This window comes from Paenibacillus sp. Z6-24 (assembly GCF_054161335.1).
This window is the reverse complement of sequence record NZ_CP096398.1, coordinates 2,873,956-2,896,835: the sequence shown is the minus strand read 5'-3', so window position 1 is coordinate 2,896,835 and position 22,880 is coordinate 2,873,956. Positions and strand designations below refer to the sequence as shown.

Sequence of the window (22,880 nt, the reverse complement as noted above, 5' to 3'; positions counted from 1 at the left end):
TCTCCATCTAGATCAGGACCTGGGGGGCGATACAGGCAGTCGTCTGCTCCGGAAGCTTTATCATTTACTATGACCGACTGTTATATTGTTAAACGATACGCATTTTGTATGCAGCAGATTGCTGCATAAAGACTCCTATATAACAGAACATCTCCTGTTTAGCTGGGAAAATCATATATAGTAAAACACCTCCTATTTCTCGGCGCAGCAAAAGCCGGGAAATAGGAGGTGTTTTATTATTTTATCTATCTCCCCGATTGGTTCTGCAAATCTGAATTATCAGCACAGCCAGCATCCTAATTGTCATGCTGCATGGGTCGCTCTCTAGCGTTGTACAGCAGGCTCTGCACTGACCGCCTCATGAGCAGGCGGCCGACGGAACATAAAGTAATAGAGCAGCGAAGAGGCTATATACAGCACCCCGGTAATACTGAATGTAATCGCATAGCCCCAGTACGTGCCATAACCGGTCACCAGATAGGATTGTACCGGACCCATTGTTGCCCAGCCGAGCATGAATACGGTCTGCATGAGCGAATTGGCGATGCTGCGGCGTTTGTCCGAGACCCGGTCAACCATAATCGACGATTGCAGCGGATTCGCTGCGTTCATCAGTGCCTGCCGGAACAGGAAGCTGATGGAAGCCACGAGCAGCACATTGGTAAATCCGGTCAGCAGCAGGAACGGCAGCGACAGCATCTGAAAAGCAACCACAGCCCGTACGGTGCCGATCCGAGCTGCCAGTGCCGGGCCAAGCAGCATGGAGATAATTGTCATCAGCTGACCGAGCGATATCAGAATACTCATCGAGGTCAGGGAGACATCGAATCGATTGGTGAAATACAGATTCAGATAAGGAACGACCAGCCCTGATCCCAATCCGGTCAGCAGCTGTGCCAGCATGAAGCGACTAATAAATTTCATATCGGAAGAAGCCTTACTGTTGGCAGCAATATTCGTTGCAATAGCCGGAATGGCCGCCGAATCGGCAGAAGAAGATTTAGCGGATTCGGGAGATCCTCCTGTGGAATCAGCAGACAAGGCTTGACCAGGTACAGAAGCTGTTTTGGCACTCTGGACAGACGAAGCCACACTCGCAGCTTCATCCTTTTGATTGGATAAACCGATGCCCCCTGCTGTGCTTGGGCTAACTGGTTCTGACTGATCGGATGGAACAGGCTTTTCCATGACAAAAATCATCGGTATAAAAGCCAGCAGCGTCGCTATACTGCCGGCGACCAGCACGAATTGCAGACTGGCTACATAGCTGAATCCCGAGGCATGCAGCATATCTGCCAGTACACCGCCTCCCGTATTGCCGATAACCTGCGCGGCCAGTACGAGCGAGGAATAAAAGCTGAACATTCGCAGACGCTGGGAACGGGTTACATTTTCCGCAAGAAAGGGAATAGCCATTACCTGAAAAATAGCGGCAAATACCCCGGAACAGACTGCGAGCAGAAGCAGCGTATCATTTTGCATGGCAAAAGAGCGGCCGACAAAGAAAATACCACTGAACAGCGCACCGAGTGCCAGCAGCTTTTTGCGGCTGAATCGGTCACCCAGCAGACCGACCGGAATAAATAAGATAGCGGTTGCAAGCGACTGAATACTAATAATGCGCCCATTCATCGCATCTGGATAACCCAAACCTTGTATGTATAGATTGTAAAGTACACCGAACATGCCATTACCGATCTGGTAAAGCAGATTCGCCCAGAAAAAAAGCCGCACATTGCGCGGCCAGTCCCGTACCTCTGCCAGAAATGATAAGATCGCGCGCAAACGGAACTCCCCCTGTCCTGTAAAAACCAACCAGCTTATTGTATCATCAATACCGGATATTATGAAATACACTCATTATCGATCCGGATTTGCTGCCATATATCATGAGAATACAACAGCCGCCTGCGTGATCAACGCTGGCGGCTGTATTGGTGGAATCTGACCATACGGATCGGAATATGATTTAATCCAATGTCTGAACGATAGTGCCCTGTCCCGATTGGACACTTACTACTGCCGAAGCACCATTCACAAGTGTCAACTGGGGAGGAATATGACCGATATCCATGCCATAGATGACCGGAATCTCCAGATCGTCAAATACCTGATGCAGCGCATCGGTCAATTCGAAATTGCCCAGTGATGAATAGCCTGCCGGTCTGCCGATCAAGATGCCCCTGGCATGACGGAACCAGCCTGCCTGGTCCAGCTGCCAGAGATGGCGGTAGATGTCACCGGCATTCATTTCGCAACTCTCCAGGTACCAGATCACCCCGTCGGAAGCGCCATAATGTTCGATGAATTTATTGACTGGAGCCCACGGTGTACCGATTAACGGGGTGATAACGTCCATACAGCCGCCAATCAGACGACCGGAGAACTGCAGGGAAGCATCCGGCTGATCTTCCTGTCCCAGAATGCGCCAATCGGTTGGTGTATCCAGATTATAACCGGGACGGCTGTGGTCGCTGACTGCCTGATGGTGGCTGGAGGAGCGCTGCTCCACCTGCTGCTTGGCCAGTGCCGTGAGCATCTCCTGCCACTTGGCTGTCGTTGAATCATCGGAACCGGAGATATCGACTGCACCCGGACCATGTGCGGAAGCGTATCCGGTCTGCAGGGTATAGACAAAAGTCAATGTGCTAATATCCGAGAATCCGAGAATCCATGTAGGCGGCTGCTGACGAATACGAGCCCAGTCCAGCAGCGGCAGCAATTCCATCAGGAATTCTCCGCCCCATGGAGGAATGATCGCCTTCACCTGCTCATCCAGCAGAAAAGTCTGCAGTTCTGCGGCGCGCTCGGCTTTGGGCAAACTGACGCATTTATCGTTGGTCCATATGCTTTTGCCAAGAATCACTTCATATCCGGCCTGCTCCAGATAATCGCGCGTCCGGTGCAGCAGATGATGGTATTCGGGATTCACTCCGCTGGACGGTGCAGTAACGGCGATCCGGTCACCCGGGCGCAGCGGAGCAGGGTAGATCATTTGGGATGACGGATAGGTAAAGCCGTTCTCTGCAGACGAATAACGATCCGGGATATATTCCATAATGCATGCAGCCTCCTCGTAGTAAATCTATTTTATAACAGGCGATAGGTGGCGAACGGTTCACTGTAACGGAAAGGCTTGCTTAACCGCTCCAGTTCAGCCATAACATCATCGCTTAATACCAGTTCGATACTGTTCAGGTTATTGTTCAGCTGTTCCACCGATGTTGCGCCTGCAATAATGCTTGATACGGCAGGCTGCTTCATCAGCCAGGCGAGTGACAGAACGGCCGGGTCGATGGACAGGGAGCGTGCGCACCAGCTGATGCCATCAGCGAGACCGATTCGCTCTCCGGTCAGCAGGCGGTTAAAGGAAGGGTCCTTATCCGCCCGCGATCCGGCAGGTGCTTCATCCTCCTGTGAATATTTACCGGTAAGAATGCCTCCGGCCAGTGGAAAATAAGGAATGATACCGACGCCCTGGTCCTTGCAAAGCGGCATCAGTTCCTGCTCCGGCGTGCGGTCAGCCAGCGAATAAGACGTCTGAATGGATACGAACCGCTCCAGCTTCAGCTGATCGCTGATGCTCAGCGCCTTCATCAGTTCCCAGGCGGCATAGTTGGAAGCGCCGATATAGCGTACCTTGCCGGCCTGAACCATATGCTCCAGCGTGCGCAGCGTCTCATCCAATGGAGTATACGGATCAAATGTATGAATCTGATAAAGATCGATATAATCCGTCTGAAGACGCTTCAGGCTGTCATCCAGTTCGCGCTGCAGATGATAGCGGGACGCGCCGCGTTGATTGGGTGCATCACCGCGCGGCAGTCCGGCTTTGGTCGCGAGGATCACGTCATGCCGCTTGCCGTTTTTGAGCCCTTCCCCGATAATCCGTTCGGAGGCGGTTCCCGCATAAATATTGGCTGTATCGATAAAGTTGATGCCCCTGTCAATAGCGGTATGCAGTATTTGAATGGATGTTTTTTTGTCGGCGCGCTTGCCAAAGGAATTGGTGCCCAGTCCGAGCAGGGACACCTGTAGTCCGCTTCGTCCCAGATAGTGATATTTCATCATGTGTAAATGCTCCCTCCACAAGTCAAGTCATGAGATGATTATTCTGCTGCCTTTTCAGGCATGGTGGTGAAAGGACCGGTCAGACGGATCGAATAGCGATCGCCCGGCTCGGAACGTACTTCGACAGGGGCGGTGAAGAAGTCACTCAGCCGCTGTGAATCCAGCATATCCGCTGTATGACCGGCGGCGAATACCTGGCCGTCACGCAGCAGCATCGTTTTGTTAAAGCAAGGCATGATCTCTTCGATATGATGCGTCACATACAGCAGGGTTGGAGCGTGATCCTGCATCGTAATCGTCTGCACCCGCTGCAGCAGCTGGTCTCTCGCGAAAATATCCAGACCGGTGCACGGTTCATCAAGGATCAGCAGATCCGGCGAAGCCATCAGCGCACGTGCGATCAGAATGCGCTGCCGCTCTCCCTGGGAGAGGGTATCATAAGTGCGGCCGATCAGACGCTCTGCATCCAGCTGACGCATCAGCTGCAGCGCCTGCTCCCGGTCGCTATCCTCGACTTGGGTGTAGATGCCGATTGAGGCGAATTTACCGCTCAATACGATATTCTCCGCCGTATCCCGTCCATGCAGACGCTGCTGCAGCGATGTACTGACCCAGCCGATCCGTTTGCGATGTTCACGCAGATCGACTTCACCGAACTTCTCGCCCAGCACACTGATGGTCCCGGTAGTGGGCCATATGTATCCATTGATCATATTGAGCAGGGTCGTCTTGCCGGAGCCATTAAGACCAAGCAGGCACCAGTGTTCCCCAGGCTGTACCTGCCAGGAAATATCATTAATAATCATACTCTGTTCGCGCCGCCAACTGGCATGCTGGATATCAATAATCAAGATGTTCACTCCTTCGGGTCAATAAAAGGTTAAGCGGCTCGTTGAACGTGCTGCTCTGGATGTATTACAAATTATAGCATCATTCTGGCTTTCTCTAGTAGAAGGAAGACGGTTTTTTGCCGCAAAACCCCTGATGATAAGGCTTATTCATATCCATAAACCACCATGGCGTATAAAAATATAAACAATACGCGCGGACCATCTGCATCCTCGTTGTTCCGAATCAGCATATCTGTGGAAATTGACAACACACCGATAAAAAATATAAATTATACATAAATAACTAATTTTTAGTTGGATAGTAAAGAAAGGAGAAGCAGGATTAGCCGCATTATAAATTTGTAGAATTTGAGCCTTTACAATTGATAAACAGAAAGCAGGAATACTTATTATGGAAAAGAAGAAATTGAGCACCAAACAGCAAAGCCCGAAGCCAAACCGAAAAGCGTACATATATACAAGTCTGACCCTGACAGCAGTAATTGCGCTTGTTCTGCTGCTGGTCTTTTTTCATCCTGTCCAAAAGGCAGCACAGCAAGTACCAGTCGCTGCAGCTTCGTCTTTGGCACCTGCTGAAGAAAATCCTATTTATTTGGATAATGGTATAGGTGCACATAAGGGGGTAAATGCTATGATGTTCCAGCATGAGAAGTCCTTTCCTATGCTGAAAAAAGATAAGCCCAATGCTCCGCCGCAATCCACCAAAACGGTATTTGTGGAACGGTTATCCAGCACTCAAATGTCCCAGCCTTTTCATATACCAGAGGGTTATGGCTTTGTTAAAATATGGGTGAAAAATGCAGGCAAGCAGCGTATGGCGATTTCCCTTTCCAAAGATTCTCCAACCGGCGAGCTGATTCCTGACAGTATCATTAGCATTCAAGGTGGAAGTATCTGGTCCATTTACAAAACAACGCCCTGGGATTCGGGCAACTATTATATAAACTTCACTTCCGAGGGAGCTCCGCTCAAAGGAGTCGCTGTCGGACGGGTAGGTGCCCGGTTGGCTGAACTGAATCCCTGATCCATTGAATACACAGCATCCAAGCGAAGACCGCCTTTTTGATTGCGAAAGGGCGGTTTTTTGGCATGGCGCTATAGTGCTTATACGATGCATACAATGGACACAGAATGGGACAGCGGCGAATGATGAATCAACTTTTCACACTGATCAAAATAAGCTATGCTATAGGGCAGTGTACAGAAAGTAAGATACGGCAAGCACCATACATTTGCACAGTCATATTTCTGAATAGGGAAAGGAAGAATATATCGATGAATAATCAACAGTATACGAACGATCCGGCTGCGCTGCTGTCGGTTAAAGGTGGAATTATTGGGCTGTTCACCGCCGATGCGCTGGGTGTGCCTTATGAATTTATGAGTCGGAAGGAGATAGCGGCGCGTCCTGCGACCGATATGATCGGTTACGGGACGCATAATCAGCCGCCGGGAACATGGTCGGATGACAGCACGATGACATTATGTCTGCTGTACAGCCTGGTGATGCATCCGCAGCTCGATACCGATGATCTGGGACGGCGGTTTATCCAGTGGTATCGGCAGGGGTTATGGACAGCTCATGATGAGCTGTTTGATATCGGTATTGCGACCCGGCAGGCGCTTACGCGCATGGAGAGCGGTGCTGTTTCTTATGAGCAGGCTGGCGGCGAGGATGAATACAGCAACGGCAATGGTTCGCTGATGCGCATTCTGCCGCTGGTTTACCGGCTATCTGATACTACGATTGCAGAGCGTTATGAATGGGTGCGCCGGGTGTCTTCGCTGACTCACCGGCATCCGGTATCGATACTGGCCGGCGTGATCTATGTGGAGCTGGGAGTGGAGCTTCTGCATTCTCCGCCGGCACGGAGTCTGCGGGACAGTTATCTGGCGGTGTGCGAGACGATCCGGAGACATTACAGCGATCATGCGGAATATGATCGGTTCACCCGCATTTTGCAGGGGAATCTGGATCAGCTGCCGGTCGATGATATTGCTTCCGGCGGCTATGTGCTGCATACACTGGAGGCGAGCATCTGGACGCTGCTGAATACGGACAGCTACCGGGAAGCCGTGCTGACGGCAGTTAATCTCGGCGAAGACACCGATACGACTGCGGCGGTAACCGGTGGGCTGGCAGGTCTTTATTATGGTTATGATGCCATACCGGCCGAGTGGCGCAGCCAGCTGGTTCGACTGAACGATATCGAAGAGATCTGTAAACGCTTTGATCGGATGATCCAGTGCCTGCCATCACAGACCGGGGGAGGAACAAATCATGAATGAGAACATATGGGGCAGCCGTACCTGGATCGGCAAAATAGTTGTGCTGGCCGCGCTGCTTATCGGAACGCTGTTTTGCGTATGGATGGGGCAGCATCTGCGGGATTACACGGGGCGTTCGCTGTACCGTTTTCTGAACTGGGATATTTTCCTGGCCTGGGTGCCGCTTGGATTCGCCCTGCTGCTCGATGGAGTGGCTTCCATCTATCGGCAGCGCCGGATGTTCTGGCCGATGAAAATAGTGACCGGGCTGCTGATTATCGTCTGGCTGCTATTTTATCCGAACTCGGCCTATCTCGTTACGGATATGATTCATCCGTTTGTACATTACAAGCCATCCGGCCGTTTTGTGCACGATCTGGAATTCTGGTACCATCTGTTTCTGTTTATTACCGCTGCAGTAGTTGGACTGGGACTGGGTACGTATTCGCTGTCTTCGCTGCAGCAGCTGGTCGCAGAGCGTTATGGAGCGGTGCGATCGTGGGTATTTGCGTGTATTGTGCTGGTACTCAGCAGTATCGGCATTTATATTGGAAGATTTGTCCGCTGGAACAGTTGGGATGTATTTACCGATCCGCATAAGATTGTGAGCGATGTGATGAATATTGTGAATGATCCGGCTGAACTTCATTTTATGCTTTTGTTCAGCGGGATGATTCTGGTGATCAGCCTGGTGAGTTATCTGATTATGCGCGGCGGTATGTTTAGGATGCAGCGGAGAGGTTACCGCTGGTGAATTGAAGGAGTGCGATGAGAGTGTACCGCTATAACTTATTTACCAAAATGATTATTCTGCTTGTCGTGATGCTGATTCCAATCATCCTTCTGTATACGTACTCCAATCAGACCACGACGAATGTACTCCGGCAGGAGCTGAATCAGTCGAATATGAATCAGCTCAGTTTTTTTCAAAATCAGGTAAATACGAATATTGAGCTGCTGTCTTCCTGGCCGAATCTGCTGATTCATGACCCGGATGTAGTGAGCTTTAACGATATGTATTTGCAAAATGGCTATCTGAATCTGGATTCGATCAATCTGGTCAAGCGGATTCAGGGCAAACTGGCGATTCAGGAGAGCTCTTCCAACTGGAGAGCTCATCTGTCGATCTATTCGCCGTCTCTGCAGCGGCTGGTCACGGACAGTGATGCAGCATCCATAGATCCGGACGTCGCAGCGCAAGGTTTTCATTCCGGCTGGCAGGTCACCCGGGTACCGGGCGCCGTGTCTTCGGCTCCGGCCCAGTTTGTCTTTTCCTGGACGTCCATTTCTCCCTACAATGCTACCGTCGACTCATCGGATATCAGTACGGTGATCAAGGTCGAATTTGATAGCGGTAACATTCAGGATATGCTGGACAAATTCAAAAGTGACGGGCGAAGAGACCCTTTCTATTACAATCCTGAATTTGGTACGATCTATAACCGCTCTGCTGATCACCGATTAACCGATGCACTGATCAGCTCAATGCATGAGCAGTCGCTCGGAGAGGCCGAGAGCCGGACAGTCAATGTGAACGGGCAGTCGTATATGCTCAATGCAGTGCGTTCGGAAGTGACCGGCTGGTATATGATCGACTACATTCCGCTTAATGATATTTTGCAGCCGATCCAGGATTCCAACCGACTGTTTTATCTGTCGGTCATTATTTTGCTGCTGATGAGCTTTATCGCTGCCTATCTGTTGTATGCACAGGTGCAGGTGCCGATGCGGCAGCTGATCGTCGGCTTTAACCGGCTCAAGCAGGAGGATTATTCGGTACGGATTACGCCGAGAGGGCGCAATGAATTTGCCTACCTGTCGGATCGGTTTAACTCGATGGTGTCCCAGATCCAGACGTTATTTGAACATGTGTATCTGGAAAAGATTCATGTGCGGGAAGCCCGGCTCAAGCAGCTGCAGTCCCAGATCAATCCGCATTTCTTTTATAACTGTTTTTCCTTTATTACGAGTATGGCCAAAATGAACAACCAGCAGGCGGTTATCGCCATGTCCCAGAATCTGTCGCAGTATTACCGCTATACGACACGTCAGGAACGCGATCTGGTACCGCTGTTTGAAGAGATAGATTTTGTGTGCAATTATCTGGCGATTCAGCAGATGCGGATGGCCCGGCTGCAATATAATATTGAACTGGAAGATGCACTGCAGAGCGTATTAATTCCGCCGCTGATGATCCAGCCGCTGGTGGAGAACGCGGTCATCCACGGGGTGGAACGATATTCTTCGGCCGGGCAGATCCGGGTCACCGGACGAAGGGAAGGAGAGTACTGGCTGCTCAGTGTCGAAGATGATGGCAAAGGCATGGAGCCCGAGGCGATGCACCATCTGCAGGCCAGTCTGGAAGAACCGCTTGGCGAAGAGATGGGCTGCGGATTATGGAATGTGCATCAGCGAATGCAGCTGCGCTTTGGCGAGGGTGCAGGGGTTACTTTATCACTGTCTCCGCTGGGAGGATTGCAGGTAACCCTGCGCTGGCAGAACGAATCCGGCACTGGCACATTTTGACCCCGGATAATTAACTTGAGTGAACGATAACAAACAGGATATTACTGAAATCAGGGAAGTGAAGAGAATGGTCAATATTTTACTGGTAGATGATGAATTCTATGTGACAGAGAGCCTCGCGCTCACGATTCCATGGGAACAGCTGCGCATTCAGGAAGTGTATCGTGCCGATTCGGTCGATCAGGCACTGGAGCTTATGAACCGGCAGGATATCGATATCGTCGTTACCGATATCCGGATGCCGGACCGTGACGGTCTGGAGCTGCTGGGCGAAGTGTCGCGCCAGTGGCCGGACGTGCGCACGATGGTGCTGACCGGACATTCGGATTTTGAATATGCACAAAAGGCAATCCGGCTCAAAGCGAGCGATTATATCCTCAAACCTGTTGATGACGAGCAGTTTATCAAAAGTGTCAGCACCGCTGTACAGGCGATCGAGCAGGAATGGGGACAGCTGGACCGGTATAATCAGCTCTCCTACCGCCGCCAGTCGGAGCTCGAGCTGCTGCGTGAAAGTCTGTTAAGCGATCTATTGCTCGGACGTGAGCCGGGCGAGCGGGAACTGCTGACCCGTCTGGAAAATTATGAAGTGGCGCTGCGTCCCGGTGACTCCGTGCGGATGCTGTTCATCCCGACCAGTCCTTCGCTGCGGGGGATGGAGGAGAGTGAAGCGCGGCTGCTTGAATATGCAGCGGCCAATATCGCTGCCGAAGTGCTATCCGGAGAACGTCCGCTATGGTCGGGCCGAGCGCCGCATAACGGACTGATTATGCTATGGAGAAATGCAGAACAGGATACGCAGCAGGAAGATCAGCAGATGCTGGAGTCTTTTGTGGATAATGCCGCTCGTTATCTGAAGCTGCAGCTGGCCGTGTATGTGAGTGAAGTGATTATTTTCCCGGATGGACTGGCATCGGCGTACCGGCAGATGCTGCGGTTTGCCCAGTGGTCCTCTGTTGCCGAAGAGTCGCGGATTCATTATCTGCAGCCCCAGTATTACACACTGGAACGCCCGGCTATTATCAAATACATGGAGCCGCTCTACCGTCCGCCGACCCTGATCCATCTGCTGGAATCGGACCAGTGGAATACCGCCAGGGAAAAGCTCACCGGCGTACTGGATTCACTGGAACCGCTGCCGCTGACCCATGAACAGCTGTACGAAGTGTATCTGGCTGTCAGCAATGCACTGGTCTATATGGCCCATCATCATGGGCATGTACTTGGAGCCAGCGACTCCGGTGGACTGGACCCTTTTGCCGCCCAGCATATTACCGGCTCGCTGGATCGCCTGCGCAGCTGGTGCATGAATGTACTGACCCGGATGGAAAGCCAGCGCAGTTCGACTGTTGAACCGAGCCGCAGCCGGATCGTCAAGCAGGTACAAGAGATCGTCGCCGAGAATCTGGGCCAGGATGTATCGGTCAAACATATCGCCGACCGTGTATTCCTGCATCCGGTCTACCTGTCCAAAATCTACAAAGCCGAGACCGGCGAAGGTCTGGGTGACTATATTATCCGTATCCGTATGGAAAAAGCACTGTATCTGCTGAAGCATACAAACCGCAAAATCTATGAAATTACCACCGAGCTGGGCTATCAGAATCCGCAGTATTTCAGCAAATTATTCAAAAAGCACTATGGAATGACACCCAATGAATTCAGGGACCGGTAATTGCTTGCAAAAGGTGCAGGAATGTTAACTTCGTGACATAGGATGTATACGCTCTCCCCTTTATAATAAAAACATGAACAGCAAGTCACCAGAAATCAACCAATCCAAATAAGCATAGTTCAAGTTAAAGGGGGAGCAACATGGGAATCAAAAAAAACGCTGCGGTGCTGCTGACAACAGTACTCACTGCAGCTACTCTTGCCGCATGTGGAGGCGGGGGCGGAAGCAGCAGCCAGTCCACATCGGTCACTACTGAAAACGCATACAAGGAAAAGTACGATCCGCCGGTAACGATCAGCACCGTATGGGGCGTTGACCCGTCACTCAAATTCAAAAACGGCGAATCGGCTGAAAATAACGTAGCCACCAAATGGGCCAAGGATAAATTTGGCATCGATATCAAATCGCTATGGTCGGTCACCGATACGAACGGGGCATTTGCCACCAAGATGCGTCTGTCCATGTCATCCGGTCAGGATATGCCTGATGTGGTAACAATCGGTGACACCGATGCACAGCTGGCACAAGATCTGATCGACTCCGGTATCTACAGTGAAGTTGGCCCGCTGTTTGACAAATATGCATCCGATACCTGGAAAGCGGCCATGGCAGAAGATCCAAATGTATGGAATCCGTACATCCGTGATGGCAAAAAAATGGGTATCCCGGTTCTCGACTACGCATACAACCATGATTATGTACTGTGGATTCGTCAGGACTGGCTGGATAAGCTGAACATGAAAGCACCAACAACCATGGATGAGCTGGAAAAAGTCATGGAAGCGTTCAAAACCAAAAATCCGGACGGCCTGTCCCCGGGCAAAGTCATTCCACTGAGCATTGGTTTCAAAAACTCCATGAACACATGGATGGGTGATCCGTCCTGGATCTTCGGCGCTTACGGTACACTGCCACAGCAGTGGAACAAGGCTGCTGACGGTACGCTGCAATACGGTTCGATTCAGCCAGGCATGAAGCAGGGTCTGACCAAGATCAAGGAATGGTTCGACAAAGGTTATATTCCAAAAGAAGCTGCCCTGTGGGATGAGAACAAAACATCCGAGCCGGCTGTAGCAGGCACCGCAGGTATTCTGCCTGGGCCATACTGGATGAGCGGATGGCCGCTGCAGGATACGGTCAAAAATGCACCGAACGCAGTCTGGAAGCCGATTGCCATTCCGGCAGGTCCAGATGGCAAAGCGATGCGTCACGGTACAGCAACAACCAACGGCGTAACCCTGATCAACAAAAACATGAAAAATCCGGAAGCTTTCTTCACTTATCAGAACTACATGTTCGATCATCTGGCCAATCCAAAGGCCGACAGTGAATTCGACAACGGTCTGTTCAAGGGCTATGACTATGATCTGGATGCATCAGGCAAAGTAATGCCAATCGACCAGATTCCGGGTGGCTATGTGAACAGTGTACGTTATCTGCTCGTTCGTGACGGCGCACGTATCCCGAATGCGCAGATGGATGCGCTGCTCAAACTGGCGGACGGCGGCAAACCCGAGACACGTCTGGAACGTGATATCAGCAACAACTACGGCCCGCTGACGCCGGAAGCAGCCAAAGTGCTGATGACCCAGAAAGACATTTCCTATCCAAATATGTTTACCGGTCCAACGACACAGAGCATGAAGACCAAAATGGATTATCTGAACAAAATTGAGAGCCAGGCTTTCAACGAAATCATCTATGGCAAGTCTCCGGTCGATTCTTTTGATACTTTCGTCCAGACCTGGAAATCTTCCGGCGGTGATGAAGTAACCAAAGAAGTCAACGACTGGTACGGCAGTATTTCAAAATAAACCAGCTGTCAGGCAGACATATCAGCATACGGGAGGATAACGACCTGGCTTGGCGGGTCGTTATTTTCTTGGCTGCTATGACCTCTGTCAGATCTGTCACAGGAGGAAAGTAATGAAAACACTTCGCAAAACATGGCCTTTCCACGTGATGCTGCTGCCATCGATGATCTTTTTGCTGCTGTTCAGCTATGTGCCGATGGCCGGTATCGTGATGGCTTTTCAGGATTATAAACCATGGCTCGGCTTTACCGGGTCGGAATGGGTGGGGCTGGATAACTTCCGCTATCTGTTCGAACGCCAGGACAGTGTGCAGGTCATCTGGAACACCCTGATTATCGCTGTACTGAAACTGGTGTTCAACCTGTTTGTTCCTTTTGTATTCGCCCTTATGCTAAATGAGATCCGCAGAGTACGCCTGCAGCGGACGATTCAGACGATGGTCTATCTGCCGCATTTTCTCTCCTGGGTCATCCTCGGCGGTATTCTGATCGACCTGCTGGCGACAGATGGATTTGTGAACCGGATACTTTCCAGCTTTGGCGTCCAGCCGATTTTCTTCCTTGGAGATAATGACTGGTTCCGCTTTACCGTTATCGTATCGGATGTATGGAAAGAGTTTGGGTATAACACGATCATTTTCCTTGCTGCGCTGGCAGGCATCAATCCTGCATTGTATGAAGCTGCCGAGATGGATGGAGCTTCCCGTTTCCGGCAGACGCTGCATATTACGATTCCTTCGATCGTTCCGATTGCTGCAGTGGTCGGTACACTGGCGCTTGGTAACGTACTGAATGCCGGCTTTGACCAGATCTTCAACCTGTACAACCCGCTGGTCTATGAAAAAGGCGACATTATCGATACCTTCGTCTACCGTACGGCAATTCTGAACGGTGAAATGGGTTTTGGTACAGCGATCGGATTGTTCAAATCCGTTATCAGCATGGTGCTGATCCTGCTGTCTTACCGCGCCGCCTACAAATGGGCCAACTACTGCATATTCTAATGACAGGCCAGGGAAAAGAGGGGAACTATGTATTATAAAACAACCGGTTACCGGATATTCAATGTATTCAATATTGCACTGCTGATTTTTCTGTCCATCATGTGTGTAGTTCCGCTCGTGCACGTACTGGCAGTATCGTTCAGTGCCAAGGCGGCAGCCGATGCGAACCTGGTCGGCCTCTGGCCGGTACAGTTCTCGCTGGAAGCCTACAAGAAAACAATGTTCAATCCCATATTTCTGCATTCCATCTGGATCTCCGTACTGCGTACCGTGATCGGTACCGCGATTACGCTGATGCTGACTTTCCTGGCGGCCTACCCGCTGTCCAAGGATGAATCGGCATTCCGCGGACGGACCATCTATTCCTGGCTGTTCGTATTCAGCATGGTATTTACCGGCGGTCTCGTTCCATTCTATATCGTGATCCAGAAGCTCGGTCTGATCGATTCTTTCTGGGTACTTGTTCTGCCCGGTGCGGTCAATACGTTCCTCGTTATCCTGATGATGAACTTCTTCCGCGGCATTCCCAAAGAACTGGAAGAAGCCGCCTTTATCGATGGCGCCGGACCATTCCGCACATTGTTCACGATGTATCTGCCGATCTCGATGCCGTCGATTGCGACGATCACCCTGTTCAGCATGGTATTCCACTGGAACTCCTGGTTCGATGGATTGCTCTATTTGAACAATTCCAACCAGTTCCCACTGGCGACATTCCTGCAGACCGTTATCATCCAGCAGGACATGAGTTCCATGAGCTCCAGCCCGCAGGAGATGGAACTGATCTCCCAGACCACCGTCAAGGCGGCCCAGATCTTCATCGGAGCTGCGCCTATTCTGATCGTGTATCCATTCCTGCAGAAGTTCTTTGTAAAAGGCATGACGCTCGGTTCGGTAAAAGAATAATTGCGGCTGAATAAAGCGGGTGTTGCATAATTTAAGCAAGAGCAAGAGCGGTGGTTTTGAGCAGACAGCGCTCCGGGAAGGGATCATCCTTCTGGCCTCCGGTTAAGAATGAATTTTTTGAACGACCGCTTGCAGCAGTCAAAATCCATTCTTAAAGGTCGGCTTGAAGGATGATTCCTTTCCCTCCGCTATGTGCTTATTGCTTCAAAACGCTTGCTTAGTTCATATTTGTTAGGACGCTTATGATATTGATCGTATTGCATGGTATAGATGAGCAGTACTGACAAGTTTTTATCAACTTAATCGTATCGTTATTACAGAATGTCTTGTACTCCTGCTATTATTTGCAAGGTCTATGCTATTGCTCAATGTGCATTAATTGAATTGGATTGCACCGAGTGACTTACGACAAGTTACAAGGTCCATTCGATGCAGCTCCTGCACCTAGCGGAGAAATTGGAATGATACTTCAGCAGCGAAGCGACCTCATTTAAGATCAGATATCCTCCGCTGCAAGCGGACATTCAGGATATCTGATCTTAACGGAGGGCAGAAGAATCATCCAATTTTGGAGCGCCTGACCTATACACATACAAACATCGAAGTATACAATTCTGAACAACAAAGGAGACTGCTATGAACCCGATCAATACGACTACTGTTACTCCATCCTGGACGCAGATGCTGCATGGAGCCGATTATAATCCCGAGCAATGGAGACACCGCCCGGATATTCTGGAAGAGGATATCCGCCTCATGAAGCTGGCGAAATGCAATGTGATGTCTGTCGGCATTTTCTCCTGGGTGTCTCTGGAGCCGGAAGAAGGCTTGTATACGTTTGAATGGCTGGATGAAGTGCTGGACCGATTTGCGGCAAATGGAATCTCTGCACTGCTGGCGACGCCTAGTGGTGCGCGTCCCGCATGGATGTCTGCCAAATATCCGGAAGTTCTGCGGGTGGAATCGAATCGTGTGCGCAATCTGCATGGATTCCGTCATAATCACTGCTTTACCTCGCCCGTCTACCGGGAAAAGGTGACGGGCATGAACACGCTGCTGGCCGAGCGTTATAGTACTCATCCGGCCGTGATCGGCTGGCATATTTCTAATGAATATGGCGGCGAATGTCATTGTGACTACTGTCAGGAAGCATTCCGCAATTGGGTCAAGCAAAAGTACGGCACACTGGAGCAGCTGAATCTGGCCTGGTGGACCACATTCTGGAGCCACACGTATACCGATTGGTCCCAGGTAGAATCACCGGCTCCGCACGGCGAGACACAGGTACACGGCATGAATCTGGACTGGCGCCGATTTGTGACCGACCAGACTGTAGACTTTTGCCGTCACGAGATTGAGCCGCTTCGTCATGCGGAGCGGCTGCTGCCGGTAACGACCAACTTTATGGAATTTTTCGAAGGATTAAACTATTGGAAATTTGCTGATATTCTGGACATACTCTCCTGGGACAGCTATCCGACATGGCATGATCATGAAGGGGATACGATGCAGGCCGCCAAAATTGCCATGATGCATGATATCGTCCGTTCCATCAAACAGCAGCCGTTCCTGCTGATGGAGAGCACGCCGAGCCTGACCAACTGGCAGCCGATCAGTAAAAATAAACGTCCGGGCATGCATCTGCTGTCTTCCCTGCAGGCAGTGGCGCACGGATCGGATTCGGTGCAGTACTTCCAGTGGCGCAAAAGCCAGGGTTCCAGTGAAAAGCTGCATGGCGCCGTCGTGGATCATGCCGGTCATGAACATACCCGCGTATTCCGTGATGTGCAGAGTGTAGGCGGTGCGCTGGAGCAGCTGCAAAGCATCCGCGGCAGCCATGTTCAGGCGGAAGTGGCCGTTATTTTCGATTGGGAGAATCGCTGGGCGGTCAAAGACAGCCAGGGACCGCGCAACACAGGCATTGGCTATGAAGAGACCGCGCTGAACTTCTATCGTACATTCTGGGAGCGCGGCATTGCTGTCGATGTCATTGATATGGAGCAGGATCTGTCCAAATATAAAGTGGTCGCTGCCCCGATGCTGTACATGGTGCGCGAAGGTGTCGGCGAGCGCTTCGAGAAATTTGTGGAAGCTGGCGGTACGCTGATCAGCACGTACTGGTCCGGTATTGTCAACGAGACCGATCTTTGCTTCCTCGGCGGCTTCCCGGGTCCACTGCGTAATGTGCTGGGAATATGGTCGGAAGAGATCGATGGTCTGCATGAGAATGATCGCAACCGCATCGTAACCAGCGATAATAACGAGCTGGGATTGAAGGGCGAATATGAGGTACAAGATCTGTGTGATCTGATCCATCTGGAGAGTGCTGTTGCGCTGGCAACCTATGGCGATGATTTCTACGCCGGTCGTCCGGCATTAACAGTCAATCGCTATGGCAGCGGGGAAGCCTACTATGTAGCTGCCCGTACCAAAGATCATTTCCTGAGTGATCTGATCGAGAGCATCACCACACGTGCCGGTGTAAAGCGTACACTCGCGGCAGCACTGCCACCAAATGTGACCGCCCATACGCGCGTGCAGGGTGAGAATGAATTTGTATTTGTACAGAACTACAGTAATGAAGTGAAAAGTGTACAGCTGGATGACAACGACTACCAGGATCTGCTGAGCGCCGACAGTATGGCACCAGGCAGCACGCTGGAACTGGAACCATTTGGCATTCGTATTTTGAAAAGACAGCTGTAACTCTGCAGTTGATCCGGGAGAATAACGATCTCAGAGGATAGCAGTCTATTGTAAATGGAATACGGCACTATAACAGGGCAGCTTTGGAATCATGATCGATTCCGAAGCTGCCCTGTTACGGTTGAAAGAAAGCTGTACGCCGGTCTGGTGGAGTAAGTGAAGAGATCTTTAACAAAACAATCAAGATGATCATAAAAACAAAATGATCCCAGGAAAAGAAAGCAGCGTACCACCTGATTCCCCCGGCTGTACGCTGCTTTGTCGTTAAACTCTTTGCAATCATGTTAAAACAATCCAATCACCCGGCAAGCGATTCGTCAATCAGGCAGGCCATTCGGATGATCCCTAATCTGCCGATCAGTTCAAAAACGCATCAAGGGCAATCGTTACTTTGCCTTTGGAATCAAAAGCACCTTTGGTGTAGGCATACCATGTTCCATAGGATTGCGGTTCCCAGTAGAATACGCCGAGTCCTTTGCCGCCCGAAACGGAGCGTGTTTTGGCCAGAATGTCGGTCAGGAATGCTTTGGAAGTGGCCGGGTCAGAGGCATCCATGCCGACTTCGCATACCATCACTTCCTTGCCGTAGCGTGCAACCATATCATTCATATTGGCCAGTGTCTGCTGATTGCGTGACTGCCAGTTGCTTTTGTCCGGATAGAGGGACATGCCGATCACGTCGTATTTGGCGCCATTTGTTTTGAGCCCGTCAAACATCCAGCGGAACAGCGAGTTATCGTAGCCGTTGGATAGATGAACGATGACTTTGGTGCCTGCATTTACTTTTTTCACGGCATCATAGCCGGAGTTGATTAGATCGGCAAAGTTTTTCATGTTTTTGGAGGCACGGCCTTCTTCCCAGAGCATGCCGTCATTGGTCTCATTGCCGACCTGTACCCATTCGGGCGTCACTCCCTGCGCCTTGAGGGCGGTCAGCACATCATACGTATGGTCGTAGACCGACTTTTTCAGACCATTGATATCCTGGCTGTTCCAGGCAGCCGGCTTGGATTGCTGACCCGGATCGGCCCATTTGTCACTGTAGTGGAAGTCGATCATGATGCGGAAGCCCATATTTTTGGCACGCACTGCCTGCTTGATCACGTCGGCTTTGTTGGAGAAGTTGATTGCAGGATTCACCCATACACGAAGGCGGATGGAGTTGATGCCATGATCTTTCAGAATTTGCAGGGCGTCCTGTTTGACCCCGGCATCATTGTAAAAAGCCCAGTTGTAATGCTCCATCTCCGATAACCAGCCGACATCGGCACCTTTGGCAAAAACAGAAGCCGCTTCTGCAGCCGGCGTAATTTGGCTATAACTGGTGCTCAGGCCACCGATAAGCGCAAAGCTGAGTACGAGTACCGACGCTCGTTTGATCCATTTTTTGGCTGAATTCATGACGTAAACCCTCTTCCCATAATTTTGTATGCGTTTACATTATTAGCGGTTCTTCGCGAAGGAACACGATTAATTGTAGCGTGAACCCTGCAGATGGAACACCTGTAAAAAATCAACATTTAAGCACTTTTATCAATCAGATTTGTTCAATAATCGATCTTCATTAAAATGACAGATCTGTAACAGGCTAATCCGCATAGCGGCGGGGCTGGTCGGGTCCAAAGTTTACAAGCCTGTTTATTCTGATTATCATAATAAAAGATATACATAATGCATTAAAATGTTCGGGCTGTGCAAACGGGCAGACATCCAGGGGCAAACACAACATATTTAATGCATGACAGGAAGGAGTGGATGATGGTCCTGGCGAAATAGTAATGAATACGATTAAAATTGGGATATAGAAAGCCGCCTGACGTTCTTTTTGAATCAGAACAGCAGCTGCTGCAAAAGATACACAGTCATTTTCCGATAGATAAAATAGTATACCGACACTGAGGTATATCACCGGCTTCGGCTGGTATTCACATATATCCAAAGATTACACAGACACACATCAATACTTACTGGGACGAAATGAGGGGATTATTCATTTCACCCGGGGAATGGCAGGGGACTCTATGAAAAAAGCAAATGTATGGATCATCAGTATGTTGATGCTGCTGTTTATGCTCGCATTGCCGTCGATCGGACATGCTGCGCAGCAGACGCATATTAACCTTAACGGCAAGGAGATCAGTCTGCCGGCTGATGGTCAGGTGACGACAGTCAAAGGCAGTATTATGGTACCGCTGCGTGTAGTCGTAGAGCAGCTTGGCTACAAAGTCAGCTGGTCCAACGCGACGCAGACAGCGACAATCAAGCAGGGCAGTAATACACTGCAGCTGACGGCGGACAGCTATTCGGCATCGGTGAACAACAATCCGGTAAATCTGGAAGCAGCACCGTTTGTGCATAATGGGACCACGCTCGTACCGCTGCGGTTTATTAGCGAGAACACGGGAACGACAGTGAAATGGGATAATACGGCGAAGACCGTCTATCTGACAACAGTTCCAGCAGCAGCTGTCCCAGCGCCGACGGCGACAGCCTCAACAGGCAAAGGTATGGTTGCGCCGCAGCAGGAGGATCTGGCTCAGGTCAATGCAATCAGCTTCAGCGATGATCGTCTGACCATTACAGTGGATGGCAATGTCTCGCCCAAATACAGCGCACTGAACAATCCCGACCGGATTGTTCTCGATTTGCCAAAAACAAACTTTTCCAGTACATTCCTTCACGGACAAAAGCCCAGCGTAGGGGCAGTCAACAAAGTGGACGTGACCGGTTATCCGGATGTAGCGGGAATACGATATTCGCTGTTCAGCAACTCTCCATCCACCGTGCGTATCGTGCTGGACCTGAACAATGCCCAGCAGTACAAAGTCATCAACAACCAGAAAGGTGTCGTCATGGTCGAACTGGATGGTGCACTGAATCCTTCGCCTTCGACGGCAGCAACAAACACAACGCCTACGGACATTAACAATGCAGCTGCGCCAGCCGATCCGGCGAGTAACGAATCATCCCAGTCCGTACCGGCTACACCATCTTCCGGACCGGGCAAGAATGGCAAAATGCTCGTCGTTATTGATGCAGGACACGGAGGCAAGGACCCGGGGGCGCCAAGCATCCAGCAGCGCAGGGAAAAAGACTTTACGCTTGCGGTTGTATTGAAAATTCAGACTCTGCTGCAGCAGGAGCCGAATATTGATTTTGTACTGACACGCAGTGACGATACGTACCCAACCCTGCAGGGACGGGTCAAAACAGCCAATGATCTGAATGCCGATCTGTTTGTTTCCATTCATGGCAATAGTACTTCTTCAGCGGTATCGCCAAGCGGCACAGAAATTTATTATACTCGCAGTGACAGCAAGCAGTTTGCCAAAGTCATTCATGATCATGTCGTCAGTGCACTCGGCCTGCCGGATCGCGGCATTCATACCAAAAGCCTGCATGTGACCCGGGAGACCAAAATGCCGGCCGTTCTGGTCGAAGCCGGTTATCTGAGCAGCATGGTGGATGAACCATTGATGTATACGGACGACTTTCAGCAAAAGCTCGCTCAGGCTATTGTAGATGGCATGAAAGAATATTTGGGTGTCGAATAATTAGTACAAAAGTTACTTGAATATAATTTTTATGGTCGACAGAAGCTGATTCAGTATGGTATAAATGTGGTAAGCAACTATGATGAAAATATGACGAAGCTGTCATTTTGTTCTCTCACTCATAGGCTTACCACATTTTTTGTTGTTTATACTTTTCCCTATACATAACTCCACGAGCATACAACATAGAGAGAATTTCCCGAGGAGGACATCCATGAAACGTAATATCATTACCCTACTGACTGCAGCCGTATTGTTGACTTCAGCTCCACAAGTGACGAGCGCAGCAACGACACCTGTTCCAATCGGCAAAATTAACCTTCCCGTCAACTTCCGTTCGGGTCCTACCACTGACAGCGACGTATACAGTACGCTGCAGCCGGGAACCAGCATCAAGATTCTGCGTGAAGTCAACAGCCACTGGCTGCGTGTCAAAGTAGGCGTGAAAACAGGCTATGTATCTGCCGGTTATGTGGATTATAAGCCTGCCTCTACCACTAATAGCAAAGATTCTACCAATAGCAATAGCAGTACCACAACAATTGTGACAGCTTCATCAGCCTATGCGAAAAGTTCGGATAGCGTTTCCAGTGCTAATGCGACGATCTCTACCGAGACGACTTCTGCACCTGCTGCCGTATCTCCTTCCGCCGTATCCAATAAACCGGGTACCGGGGTAGTGGGAAAGGGTGTTAATTTCCGTGCACAGCCGACGACAGGTAGTCCGGTACTGCGTGTGCTTGCGGTCGGGGAGAGTTTTACCGCATTGGAGCAGCCGTCAGCAGCCTGGGTCAAGATCAAGGATAAGAACGGCGTAACAGGCTATGTATCCGCAGATTATGTATCGTATACGCTGCCGCCTTCCGAGACTGCGATATTAAATGAAGTGCCTGCGCAGACGATCGATGAAGTGGAGGATCTTCCTTATAATCCGCCACAGCCTACAGTGACGATGCCTTCGCTGGCTACAGGTTCACCACTGGACGAAGCGTCCGCAGATCGTATTATTGCGAGCGCTCTGGCTCTGCAGGGAGTTACCCATTATGGATTTGGCAAAAATGAAGCGCCTACGCTGTTTGATTGCTCTTCCTTTACTCGCTATATCTATGGACTGGAAGGTATTGACCTGGCCTGGGGCACACGCTACCAGAAAGACGTAGGAATTGAAGTGCAACGCGGTCAATGGCAAAAGGGCGATCTGCTGTTCTTTTCCGGTAGCGATCCGAATGTGATTACGCACGTGGGGATCTATGCCGGAGATAACAAGCTGATTCATAATAGTCCAAGCCTGGATGGAATTGCCATTTCCAATCTGGACCTGAATTACTGGGTGGATCACTATGTAACGGCTCGCCGCATTCTTCGCTAATTAATATCCTTCAAAGTTTTCCAAGCTTGTCTGATGCCGTTTGTACTCCGGCCAGGCAGGCTTTTTTGATTTATGGGAGATTTGATTGAAGGCTCAATATCTTTTATAGTGGAGATAGTGGGGAATAGAAGAAATGG

At 50.4% G+C, this 22,880-nt stretch carries 16 protein-coding genes; 11 read left to right on the top strand and 5 right to left on the bottom strand.

The genetic code is table 11. The annotated features are described in order from the left end of the window. Positions 1 to 324: 324 nt before the first annotated feature. The 4 genes from M1D61_RS12435 to M1D61_RS12420 all read right to left on the bottom strand — a co-directional run bounded on the left by M1D61_RS12435 (position 325) and on the right by M1D61_RS12420 (position 4,877). On the bottom strand, positions 325 to 1,785 hold the full coding sequence (locus M1D61_RS12435) for an MFS transporter (RefSeq protein ID WP_458118866.1): 1,461 nt from the start codon (positions 1,783 to 1,785) through the stop codon (positions 325 to 327). A 184-nt stretch (positions 1,786 to 1,969) separates the two neighbouring features. Next, positions 1,970 to 3,058, bottom strand: a complete 1,089-nt coding sequence (locus tag M1D61_RS12430) for a S66 family peptidase (protein ID WP_458118865.1) — start codon at positions 3,056 to 3,058, stop codon at positions 1,970 to 1,972. A 32-nt stretch (positions 3,059 to 3,090) separates the two neighbouring features. Then, the gene (locus M1D61_RS12425; RefSeq protein WP_458122499.1) at positions 3,091 to 4,068 is read right to left on the bottom strand and encodes an aldo/keto reductase; all 978 of its coding nucleotides are present in this window, start codon (positions 4,066 to 4,068) and stop codon (positions 3,091 to 3,093) included. 41 nt (positions 4,069 to 4,109) lie between these two features. Next, on the bottom strand, positions 4,110 to 4,877 hold the full coding sequence (locus tag M1D61_RS12420) for an ABC transporter ATP-binding protein (RefSeq protein ID WP_458122498.1): 768 nt from the start codon (positions 4,875 to 4,877) through the stop codon (positions 4,110 to 4,112). Positions 4,878 to 5,553: 676 nt separating this feature from the next. On the opposite strand from M1D61_RS12420, the gene M1D61_RS12415 reads away from it, so the two are divergent. From M1D61_RS12415 to M1D61_RS12375, 9 genes are all read left to right on the top strand, one after another. Next, on the top strand, positions 5,554 to 5,946 hold the full coding sequence (locus M1D61_RS12415; RefSeq protein ID WP_458118864.1) for a hypothetical protein: 393 nt from the start codon (positions 5,554 to 5,556) through the stop codon (positions 5,944 to 5,946). Positions 5,947 to 6,197: 251 nt separating this feature from the next. Next, positions 6,198 to 7,211, top strand: coding sequence for an ADP-ribosylglycohydrolase family protein (locus M1D61_RS12410; protein WP_458118863.1), 1,014 nt, complete (start codon positions 6,198 to 6,200; stop codon positions 7,209 to 7,211). Further along, on the top strand, positions 7,204 to 7,944 hold the full coding sequence (locus M1D61_RS12405; protein ID WP_458118862.1) for a DUF1361 domain-containing protein: 741 nt from the start codon (positions 7,204 to 7,206) through the stop codon (positions 7,942 to 7,944). The genes M1D61_RS12410 and M1D61_RS12405 overlap by 8 nt, the downstream gene beginning before the upstream one ends. Positions 7,945 to 7,964: 20 nt before the next feature. Beyond that, positions 7,965 to 9,716, top strand: a complete 1,752-nt coding sequence (locus M1D61_RS12400; RefSeq protein ID WP_458118861.1) for a sensor histidine kinase — start codon at positions 7,965 to 7,967, stop codon at positions 9,714 to 9,716. Between the two features lie 67 nt (positions 9,717 to 9,783). Then, a complete protein-coding gene (locus M1D61_RS12395; RefSeq protein ID WP_458118859.1) occupies positions 9,784 to 11,391 on the top strand; it encodes a response regulator transcription factor in 1,608 nt (535 codons plus the stop codon). A 140-nt stretch (positions 11,392 to 11,531) separates the two neighbouring features. After that, positions 11,532 to 13,205: a sugar ABC transporter gene (locus M1D61_RS12390; protein WP_458118858.1), complete on the top strand. Its 1,674-nt coding sequence runs from the start codon at positions 11,532 to 11,534 to the stop codon at positions 13,203 to 13,205. 112 nt (positions 13,206 to 13,317) lie between these two features. Next, positions 13,318 to 14,208, top strand: coding sequence for an ABC transporter permease (locus tag M1D61_RS12385; RefSeq protein ID WP_458118856.1), 891 nt, complete (start codon positions 13,318 to 13,320; stop codon positions 14,206 to 14,208). 27 nt (positions 14,209 to 14,235) lie between these two features. Continuing rightward, a complete protein-coding gene (locus tag M1D61_RS12380) occupies positions 14,236 to 15,114 on the top strand; it encodes a carbohydrate ABC transporter permease (protein ID WP_046214377.1) in 879 nt (292 codons plus the stop codon). Positions 15,115 to 15,750: 636 nt separating this feature from the next. Further along, positions 15,751 to 17,820 carry a beta-galactosidase gene (locus M1D61_RS12375; RefSeq protein WP_458118855.1) on the top strand — a complete coding sequence of 690 codons (2,070 nt, stop codon included), beginning with the start codon at positions 15,751 to 15,753 and terminating at the stop codon, positions 17,818 to 17,820. Between the two features lie 357 nt (positions 17,821 to 18,177). Here the strand turns inward: M1D61_RS12375 and M1D61_RS12370 are convergent, their stop codons facing one another. Beyond that, positions 18,178 to 19,221 carry a glycoside hydrolase family 53 protein gene (locus M1D61_RS12370; protein ID WP_458118854.1) on the bottom strand — a complete coding sequence of 348 codons (1,044 nt, stop codon included), beginning with the start codon at positions 19,219 to 19,221 and terminating at the stop codon, positions 18,178 to 18,180. A 620-nt stretch (positions 19,222 to 19,841) separates the two neighbouring features. On the opposite strand from M1D61_RS12370, the gene M1D61_RS12365 reads away from it, so the two are divergent. Both M1D61_RS12365 and M1D61_RS12360 read left to right on the top strand, forming a co-directional pair. Then, positions 19,842 to 21,374, top strand: coding sequence for an N-acetylmuramoyl-L-alanine amidase (locus M1D61_RS12365; protein ID WP_458118853.1), 1,533 nt, complete (start codon positions 19,842 to 19,844; stop codon positions 21,372 to 21,374). Positions 21,375 to 21,588: 214 nt separating this feature from the next. Then, positions 21,589 to 22,743, top strand: a complete 1,155-nt coding sequence (locus M1D61_RS12360; protein ID WP_458118852.1) for a C40 family peptidase — start codon at positions 21,589 to 21,591, stop codon at positions 22,741 to 22,743. The last annotated feature ends 137 nt before the right edge of the window (positions 22,744 to 22,880 follow it).